Annotated in this window: 6 protein-coding genes; 4 read left to right on the plus strand and 2 right to left on the minus strand. The window is 67.8% G+C overall.

Annotation, left to right across the window (positions count from 1 at the left end):
- Both Q4P07_RS13275 and Q4P07_RS13280 read left to right on the plus strand, forming a co-directional pair.
- On the plus strand, positions 1 to 1,354 hold a 1,354-nt coding region (locus tag Q4P07_RS13275), incomplete at its 5' end, for an HNH endonuclease signature motif containing protein (protein ID WP_303375396.1).
- A gap of 154 nt (positions 1,355 to 1,508) precedes the next feature.
- Positions 1,509 to 2,564, plus strand: coding sequence for an LLM class flavin-dependent oxidoreductase (locus tag Q4P07_RS13280; protein ID WP_303375397.1), 1,056 nt, complete (start codon positions 1,509 to 1,511; stop codon positions 2,562 to 2,564).
- Positions 2,565 to 2,606: 42 nt separating this feature from the next.
- Here the strand turns inward: Q4P07_RS13280 and Q4P07_RS13285 are convergent, their stop codons facing one another.
- Entirely contained in the window at positions 2,607 to 4,484 is a 1,878-nt protein-coding gene (locus tag Q4P07_RS13285; RefSeq protein ID WP_303375398.1) for a Type 1 glutamine amidotransferase-like domain-containing protein, read from the minus strand.
- A gap of 76 nt (positions 4,485 to 4,560) precedes the next feature.
- Between Q4P07_RS13285 and Q4P07_RS13290 the strand changes: the two genes are divergently transcribed.
- Positions 4,561 to 5,355 (plus strand): CPBP family glutamic-type intramembrane protease, encoded by a 795-nt coding sequence (locus Q4P07_RS13290; RefSeq protein ID WP_303375399.1) that lies wholly within the window; start codon positions 4,561 to 4,563, stop codon positions 5,353 to 5,355.
- Positions 5,356 to 5,425: 70 nt separating this feature from the next.
- Here Q4P07_RS13290 and Q4P07_RS13295 read toward each other — a convergent pair whose 3' ends face one another.
- On the minus strand, positions 5,426 to 7,600 hold the full coding sequence (locus Q4P07_RS13295) for a RecQ family ATP-dependent DNA helicase (RefSeq protein WP_303375400.1): 2,175 nt from the start codon (positions 7,598 to 7,600) through the stop codon (positions 5,426 to 5,428).
- Between the two features lie 139 nt (positions 7,601 to 7,739).
- Here Q4P07_RS13295 and Q4P07_RS13300 point away from each other — a divergent pair, with 139 nt between their 5' ends.
- Complete coding sequence (locus Q4P07_RS13300; RefSeq protein ID WP_303375401.1) at positions 7,740 to 8,348, plus strand: hypothetical protein; 609 nt, start codon at positions 7,740 to 7,742, stop codon at positions 8,346 to 8,348.
- Positions 8,349 to 8,357: the final 9 nt, after the last annotated feature.

An 8,357-nucleotide genomic window follows, 5' to 3' on the forward strand; every position in this document is an offset into this window, starting at 1 on the left:
CCTGACAACCCCTGTCGAAGGAGCACAGCGCTACACCACCAACTGGGACTTGACCTTGCCTCCTGACCCTGAGTCCATCGACGAGATGGAGTTCTGGGCGGATCTGGAGGGTGATCTGGCTGGGGATCCGCCAGCCGGATATCCGTCCGAGGAGCTCGTCCACGGATTGCGCCTGGCAGCGCGCGGGATCGGCCGCACCGTCCTCGACGCGCCAGATCGCGCGCGCGTGTTTGACGCCACGATCACCAGCTCACTGGCGTCCATGGGCGACCTGCGGCTCCAGCTCGATGGTGGCGCTTTCTCGCTCGCGCTGGAGGCCGCGACCCGCGGCTTGCACACCGAGGTCGGCCTGTCGCTCGTTGATTGGCTACGACACCACTGCACCTGGCTGACCCGAGAAGACGCAGCCCGCGTCTGGTCGGTCGTGCGTGTCGCCCAGACCCACTGGGGCGCAGCTCTGGGCGAAGCGCTGACCCGAGGGGAGACCTCGCTCTACCGTGCCTCAAAGGTCGCCGCCTGCCTGCTGCGCGTCACTCCATCCCTCAACCCGGACCAGCGGGAGGCTTACGCGCGCATCGTCATCCCCGCCGCGAGCCACCGCCAGCTCAGCGACCAGGATCTGAGCAAGGTATGCGGCAAGCTCCTCACGGACCTGCTCGACGAACAGTCGCCGGGAGAGCGCGAGCGCACCGCCTACGAGCTGCGCTATGCCTCCCAACGGTCTATCGGGGAAGGGTTGACCCGCTTCACCATCGACGCGCCCGACGACGCTGCCGCCACCCTCGTCGGAATCTTCACCTGCCCCCTGGCGGCACCGGTGCCCGCAGAGGACGGGACAGCGGACCTCCGTAGCCCAGCGCAGCGCCGCTACGACGCGCTCATCGCCGTGGTCAACCGCGGTCTGTCCAACCCGGGGGCGGCACCCTCAGCCGCACGAGCAGCCGTCATCCTGACCATCGGGTTTGATCCGGTCACCGGACGACCCACCGGCCCGGCATGGACCCCGACCGGCGAGCATGTCTCCGTCCGACAGGCCGAGCTCCTCACGTGCAGCGGCGAGATCACCCCCGTCTGGATATCCCCCGAAGGCGAACCCCTCAAACTTGGCCGAACGGCCCGTTTCGCCAGCCCTGGACAATGGAAAGCGCTCGTCGTGCGTGATCGCCACTGCACCTTCCCCGGCTGTACCGTGCCCCCGCAGTGGTGCGACACGCACCACCTCCTTTACTGGTCCCGCGGCGGGCAGACCAACCTGGAAGCCATGGGCCTCCTCTGCGGCCAGCACCACACCTACGTCCACCTGCACGACCTGGTCGCCACAGTCTCGGGTGGCACGCTCACCTGGCATCTATGACGACCGCGCCCCGCACCCGGCCACACCGGTCGGGTCGCAGGCACGCGCGCAGTGCCCCCCCGGTGTCTCTCGTTTTCTGGCTGGACCTGGGTCCTGACGGGACGCAGCTCCGTCGCTGCGGCATACCTCACGAGCTCCTTGTGTTGGCTCTGACATGCCCACCGACAGCACCCATTTCACCGACAACACCTCGACCGATGTCGGCGGGGGCCGCCGTGTCCCCCTGTCTGTCCTTGACCTCGTCCCTCGCTCGCTGGGGATGACGCCGAGCCGGGCCATCGAAGAGTCCGTCAAGCTGGCCGAGGAAGCGGACGAACTGGGCTACGGGCGGTTCTGGATGGCCGAGCACCACGGATCTGAGACCTTCATGTCCTCGGCTACGGCGCTGCTGCTGGGGCACATGGCGCAGCACACGAGCCGGATCCGCCTCGGTTCCGGCGGGGTCATGCTCCCCAACCACGCTCCGCTCATGGTCGCGGAGTACTACGGCACCCTCGCCACCATCTACGGCGACCGCTTCGACCTGGGTCTGGGACGTGCACCAGGAACGGACCCGATGACTGCCGCAGCACTCGCGCGATCGAGCGGACAGCTCAACGACTTTGCCAGCCAAGTGGCTTCGCTCCAGAGCTACCTGGGTGATCCGGTCGCTGGGGCAAGGGTGCGAGCGCTGCCGGGTGAGAGCACCCACATCCCGATCTGGATGCTCGGGTCGTCGACCGGCGGCGCCCAGGTCGCGGCTGCACTCGGGCTGCCATTCTCCTTCGCCTCGCACTTCGCGCCCGACCAGCTGGAGGCAGCTCTGTCGATCTATCGGGCCAGGTTCAACCCCGACGCGCAGACAGCGCAGGTCGAGCGACCCACGACGATGGCCGGCGTCAACGTATTGGTCGCACCGACCCAGGAGGAAGCGGACTTCCTCTTCACCTCGGCTCAGCTCATGGCGATCCGCATCCGCAGCGGCCAGCCCGCACCGCTTGATCCGCCAGTGTCCGACCTCGCGGCGGCAGTCCCTGCCGAGCTGATGCACTTGGCCCACGCGCACCAGGCAGCCCGGGCCGTCGGCACGCCCGAAGTCGTGGTCGAGCGTCTTGAGAGCTTCGCTGCCGAGCACCAGCTCGACGAGCTGATCGTGACGACCTATACCTACGACCCACAACTGCGCCGTCGGTCCTACCGGATGCTGGCCGAAGCCTGGGGCCTGAGCTGAACTGCGCTGATCTGACCTGAGCCGGCGCGGGCTCGGTGCAGTTCAGCCGACCTGGTCACCCACGGCGAAGACGTCCATCCAGACGTTCACCGCGCCAAGCGCGCCATTGCGGCCTTCCAGCCATGTCGCCTCTGACCCGTCGACGGCCACCGCTGAGCGCTGGCCGACGACGGTGGCGCGATCGCGCTGCAGGCGTACTGCCGTCAGTTCGCTGATCCCGAGGGAGACGATGCCGGGGTCCGCGTGTGCCGCGCCGTAGAGGCGCCCCCACCGATAGTCGTAGGTCAGGGTCGGCTCCACTGCATAGCCGGGCACCAACCCTAGCCCCGCAGCCGTGCCTACCGCGTCAGTGCGGAACATCTCAATCGCGTCATCGGCGGTGGTCGGGTCGGCGTCGCTCACGTAGCGCTCGCCCATGATTGCGGTCGCGGCGCCATCGGTCATCACCGCGGTCCCTCGGTTGAGGGCCTTGGAGAGCTCCTTGCGCACCGTTGCGTCGACGACCTCTTCGCCCATCAGCGACTGGTCGCCGCCCACCACGAGGATCCCTGACGCGCGGGCGACGTCTGCCGCCCTCAACGCATCGATACCGTGAATGATTATCTGCACACCCCCGGTCCATCCGTGGGCACGGAGGCCGTCGACATATTCACCTGCGCCTTCCTCCGCAGCTGCGCTATCGACATACCCCGTCGCGAGCACGAGCACGGTCTCCTTGCCCTTGCCACGGGTGCCAGTCTGGGCCGCGGAGACGAACTCTTCGAGTACGGCCGAGTCAGCACCTGCGTTGTCTCCGCCGCCGAGCCAGAGCGCACCCTTGGAGCTCAGCGTCGGAAGCGCCTGTCGCTGCGGCACGGCCACGACGGCCCCGTCGAGCATCGCGCTGCGGGTGACGATGTCGTAGGTCATGCCCGCCCCCGGTGCCATCAGGTGCGTCAGCAACCCCTGGAGGCTGAGGGTCTGGCGCGGGCCCACCCACCGCGGCGTCGTGGCCTGGCTCGCGTCCAGGACCGCGGTGGAGCTGGCGCCGAACGGACGGGTCAGCCGGGCATCGTCCTCGATAGCGACGGCGGTGCCCCAGTCGACTCCGACTCCAAGCTTGCCGTTGCCGCCATAGCGCTCCATCGACTGTCCGACCCAGGACACCAGGCGACCGAAACGACCGCGCTCGTAGAAGTGCTGGTCGAGAATCACCCGCTTGGACCCGAACGAGAGCCCACGCTCGTCGCTGGCGAGGTCATCACCCCAGGAAATCAGCGACATGTCCCGCTCAAGAGCGTTCCAGGGATAGCCGGCGTCGGGATAACCCGCGCCCATCGAACGTGAGTCGACGGCGTTGCCGGCGCTAGTGCCCCCGACGACCACACCGTTGGTGAACGCGTGCTCCATCGCCTCTTCGGCGGGAGTGTTGGCCAGGACCTGCATCGCGAGGACCTGGTCACCGCCCAGGACGTAGATGCCGTCCGTCCCGGCCTGGCGGATGACGTCGGAGTTGGCGGGATCGAGGGCGTCCGCGCGCGTCAGCAAGGGCACTAGCGTGGACACGCAGCCGCCTGGAAACGCTGCGGAGTCGACGACCGCCTCACAAGCCCTCTCGATCTGGTCGGCGCGTTGCTGCGCCAGCGCGAGGTTCTCCGCACGGTCCTCGGGCGCGTCGCCGTAACTCGATGGGACAACGACGAGGTCGATGGTGTCACCGGTCGCCTGGTCAGCCACCTCGAGGGCGAAGCCCTCCAGCGACACCCCGGAGTAGCCGCCACCGATCGGGACGAGCGTCTCCGGCGCGTCCGGATCTGCGGCGAGCGCCCCGGGGGCGGCCGCAAGACACAGCGCGAGGGTGACCGGCAACGCGGTCAAAGTCAGGGCTGCACGACGCAATCGCATCTTCGGGCCTGCCTCCAGCGCAACGGTGACGGTCATTGGGACATCAACCAACCTAGGTCCTTGCTGGGCGGATCACAAGGCGATCCTCCCTCTGCTCGGCTATCTTGTCGGGGTGCCAGCGACCCCGCCGACCGCTTTTGTCCCGGCCCTCGGGATCTGCGTATCGGCCTTCCTCTTCTTCGTGATGCAGGCGGGCCTGATCGGGTATGGCGTTCTCGCGCTGAGCCTCGTCATCGCCTATCTCATCGATCTCGCGCTCTTCGCGGACTTGCTCCTGATCGGCGTCGGCATCGGCATCGTGTCGACCACTTCGGTGGAGGCTGACATTAGCTGGGACCGTTTCTTCCTGCTCGGCTTCGTGCTGGCCGCGGCGGTCGCGGTGCCGGTCCTGATCGACCGCCTGGTCTATCGCAGAGACGCGATCACCTTCCCGTGGGTCACAGGTCGGCGCTGGACCACGATGCAGTGGTCTTATGTCGTGGCGGTGCCAGTCCTCGGCTACCTCATCCTGCCGGTCTACTTCATCCGCTCCGGGGCCTACCAGAACTGGCCACCGATCCACACCGCAAGCGAGTTCGGCAGGTTCTTCGTCGGCGTGAACTCGGTTGGCCTGTGGGACGAACTTTTTTTCATCTGCGTCTGCTTCGCTCTCTTCAGGCGGCACTTCCCGGTCTGGGCGGCCAACCTGATGCAGGCGACGATCTTCGTGTCGTTCCTGTGGGAGCTCGGCTATCGGGAATGGGGTCCTTTCCTCACTATCCCGTTCGCGCTGCTGCAGGGCTACATCTTCACCAAGACCAAGTCGCTGACCTACATCGTGGTGATCCATTTGCTCTTTGATGCCATCGTCTTCTTCGCGATCGTCCACGGCCACGACCGCAGCGTCTTCCCCTTCTTCCTTTACTGAGGGGGCCGACTTCCTTTACTGACGGGTCCAGCCCGGTGAGAAAATCGCGCTCCACCGTTCCTGGCTTGGGTCAACCCTCTTGCGCGAGCACCAGCGGCAGCACGGCATCTGCGCCCGCGAGGCGAAGCTCGCGAGCGGCGATAGTCAGGGTCCAGCGAGAGTCGACCACATCATCGACCAACAGCACGGGGCCGCGGGTCCGGTCCAGTTGTTCACGCAGGTGGGTCCCGACTCCGATCCGACCCCAGACGTTGGCGAGGCGGAAGGCGCTGTTGCCGCCCGGCTCACCGATGGGGCCCCCGTGCAGATAGTCGAGGGTCCCGAGGAGGGGCAGCCGACCGATCGTGCTGATCTGCTGGGCCAGCGACTCGGTGATGGCACTGCGACGGCGCGACGGCATCGCCACCACCCCGACGGGACGGACCGTCCAGTCCCAGCCAGCGAGCACCCGCACGACCGCCTTGACGACCTCCTCGGTGACAGGCTGACCGGGCACGAGCTGCTGCTTGGGGTCCTCGATGTCGCCGACCCGTGATGCGCCGGCAGCCAGCACGGCGCGCAGGCGCTGCCCCCACCCCAGGTCCGACAGTCGGGCCAGGACACGACCCGGCTCGGCCAGTTCTTCCGGCCGGATCTTGCCTTTCACGTCGACGCCGAGCCGGGGCATACCGGTGGGCCACTGCGCTCGAGGGTCGATCGGCACCCCGACCGCGCCGAGCGACTGGCGCGCGGCAACGACGGCGGCCTCGGGGATGTCGGAGGGATACCACGCCTCGGTGCAGGTGTCACAACGACCGCAGGGGCTCGCCGTCGCGTCGTCCAGACACTCCTGGAGGAACGCCATACGACAGTCGGTCGTGTGCTGGTAGCCGACCATCAGCTCGGCCTCGCGGATCCGCGCGTCCGCGACCCGTTGGTAGCGCTCCTTGTCGTAGGCCCATGGCTTACCGGTCGCCGTCCAGCCCCCCTGGACCTTCTCTACGGCACCGTCGACATCAAGAACCTTCAGGAGCAGCTCCAGGCGAGTACGGCGAACGTCCACGATCGTCTCCAGCGCCGGAGTGGACAACGGGCGACCGGACTGCGCCAGCGCCGACAGGACAGCATCGGCCTGGTCCTGGCGCGGCATCGACACCGTGGCGAAGTAGGACCAGATATCGCGATCCTCAGATCCGGGGAGCAGCAGGACGTCGGCGCGCTCGGTGGCTCGACCCGCTCGGCCGACCTGCTGGTAATAGGCAACCGGCGAGCTGGGGGCCCCGAGGTGGACGACAAAACCCAGGTCGGGCTTGTCGAAGCCCATCCCGAGCGCGCTCGTCGCCACGAGCGCCTTGACCTGATTGTCACGCAGGGCGCCCTCCAGCCGCTCCCGTTCGTCAGGGTCGGTGCGTCCGGTGTAGGACGCGACCTTGTGGCCAGCGGCCTTCAGCGCCTCGGCGATGTCCGCAGCGGCCGAGACCGTCAGGCAGTAGATGATCCCGCTGCCGGGCAGGGATCCCAGGTGAGCCACGATCCAACCGAGCCGCTGCTCGGGCGTGAGTCGGGGCAGCACCCCGAGCCGCAGGGAGGCCCGCGCGAGCGGCCCGCGAATGGTCATCACGCCCCCACCACCGCCCACGCCCAGCTGCTCGACCACGTCAGCCACCACACGCTCGTTGGCGGTCGCCGTCGTCGCCAGGACTGGAGTGTCCTTCGGCAGCGTCTCGAGCAGGGTGCGGATCCGCCGGTAGTCCGGCCGAAAGTCATGGCCCCAGTCACTGATGCAGTGCGCCTCGTCCACGACGAGCAGTCCGCAGCGGCGCGCGAGGTCGGGCAGTTGCTCGTCGCGGAACCGTGGGTTGTTGAGTCGCTCGGGGCTGACCAGGAGCACGTCCACCTCGTCGGCCGCCAGAGCTGCCCGGACGTCGTCCCAGTCTGTGGCGTTGGCTGAGTTCATCGTCACTGCTCGCACCCCGGCCCGCCCGGCAGCCGCGATCTGGTCACGCATCAGCGCGAGCAGGGGGGACACGATGATCGTCGGCCCGGCGCCCTCTGCACGGCGCAGCGCGGTGGCGACGAAGTAGACGGCAGACTTGCCCCACCCGGTCCGCTGCACAACGAGCACCCGGGCACGATGCTCGACCAACGCCAGCACCGCTTCGAGCTGGCCGTCGCGGAACTCGGCGTCGTCCCGACCGACCAGTCGGCGCAGTGCCCGGAGCGCGGCGTCAACGGTGGTCGTAGGCGTCTGCTCGGTCGTCGTCATGCCTCGACCGTAACCATCTGGCCTGACATCCCTGCCACGCCATCCACAGCCGACGCTGTCGCCCGCCAAAGCCCCCGCGCGTTCCCGTCACTACTACGCTCATGTCAGTCTCCTGGACTTGATGTGTTCGGATAGAGCAATGAGCACTCCGACAGAGGTCCCCTTCCAGGACGGCGAGCACGGCAAGCACCGGGACCGTGACTCGGTCCACGCCGACCACCTGCCGGAATCCACCGGCCCCGGCGAGCGGGTAGCTGAACATCGGGCTGAACAGGCAGCGGCGCAGTCGCAGGAGGACCCGAGCGGAATTCTCCTTCCGCCTTCGGAGACCGAGACCGACCTGCTCGCCGCCCGCGTCGACGGGCCGGACGATCACCAAGGGATGACAGACCTGTGGCGGGCCACCATGGCGTTGCCGCACTGGTGGTTTGTCGCGGTGGGTGACCAGGGGCAGGAGTCGCCGGCTGCCGCGACGATCGAGGGGAAGCTCATGTTGATGACCTTCACCAACTCCGAACGCGCCCGCCACTTCGCCGTGCAGAACGGCATGATCTCCGCCACGCAGGATCTGACAGCGATCGCCTTGCCGCCCCAGGAGGTCGTCGAGTCAGCCGGAAACTATGAGGTGGCAGGCATCGACGGGCTGATGTTCGACCCACACCTCAGCGGCTATTTCATCCCCTCGGCGCAGCTGCCGGTCGTCTGGGACGCGGTGCACGCCGATTCTGCCCCCTCCCCGGAAGGCTGAGCGTCCAGG

This window comes from Ornithinimicrobium sp., from assembly GCF_030537745.1.
Lineage (GTDB): Bacteria > Actinomycetota > Actinomycetes > Actinomycetales > Dermatophilaceae > Ornithinicoccus.